The organism is Burkholderia sp. Se-20378 (assembly GCF_017104665.1).
GTDB lineage: Bacteria > Pseudomonadota > Gammaproteobacteria > Burkholderiales > Burkholderiaceae > Burkholderia > Burkholderia lata.
Window position 1 is genome coordinate 1 of record NZ_JAAGPG010001249.1, and the last position, 464, is coordinate 464.

The window sequence follows — 464 nt, forward strand, 5'->3', positions numbered from 1 at the left end:
TTCGGCTGCGTCGGCGCGGATGCGCACGGCGCTGCGCTGCGCGCGGGCCTCGAAGCCGAGGGGATCGACTGCACGGGGCTTGCGACGAGCGCGTCGGCATCGACCGGCGTCGCGCTGATCGTCGTCGACGACGCGAGCCAGAACGCGATCGTGATCGTCGCGGGCGGCAACGGCGAGGTCACGGCCCAGACGGTCGCACGGCACGAGGCCGCACTGGCGTCGGCCGATGTGCTGATCTGCCAACTCGAGACGCCGCCGGACGCAGTATTCGCGGCGCTGTCGGCCGGGCGTCGGCTCGGCCGCACGGTGGTGCTCAATCCTGCCCCGGCCGTCGCGCCGTTGCCGGACGGCTGGCTGCCGCTCGTCGATTACCTGATCCCGAACGAGGTCGAGGCGGCCGCGCTGACCGCTCTGCCGGTGCGCGATCCGGCGGAAGCGGAAGCCGCCGCGCGCGTGCTGCAGGC

General features: G+C 73.7%; 1 protein-coding gene. It reads left to right on the plus strand.

The annotated features are described in order from the left end of the window. Window positions 1–464 (plus strand): PfkB family carbohydrate kinase (locus tag G3N93_RS41240; RefSeq protein ID WP_241026934.1); only part of this gene is annotated, 464 nt, incomplete at both ends.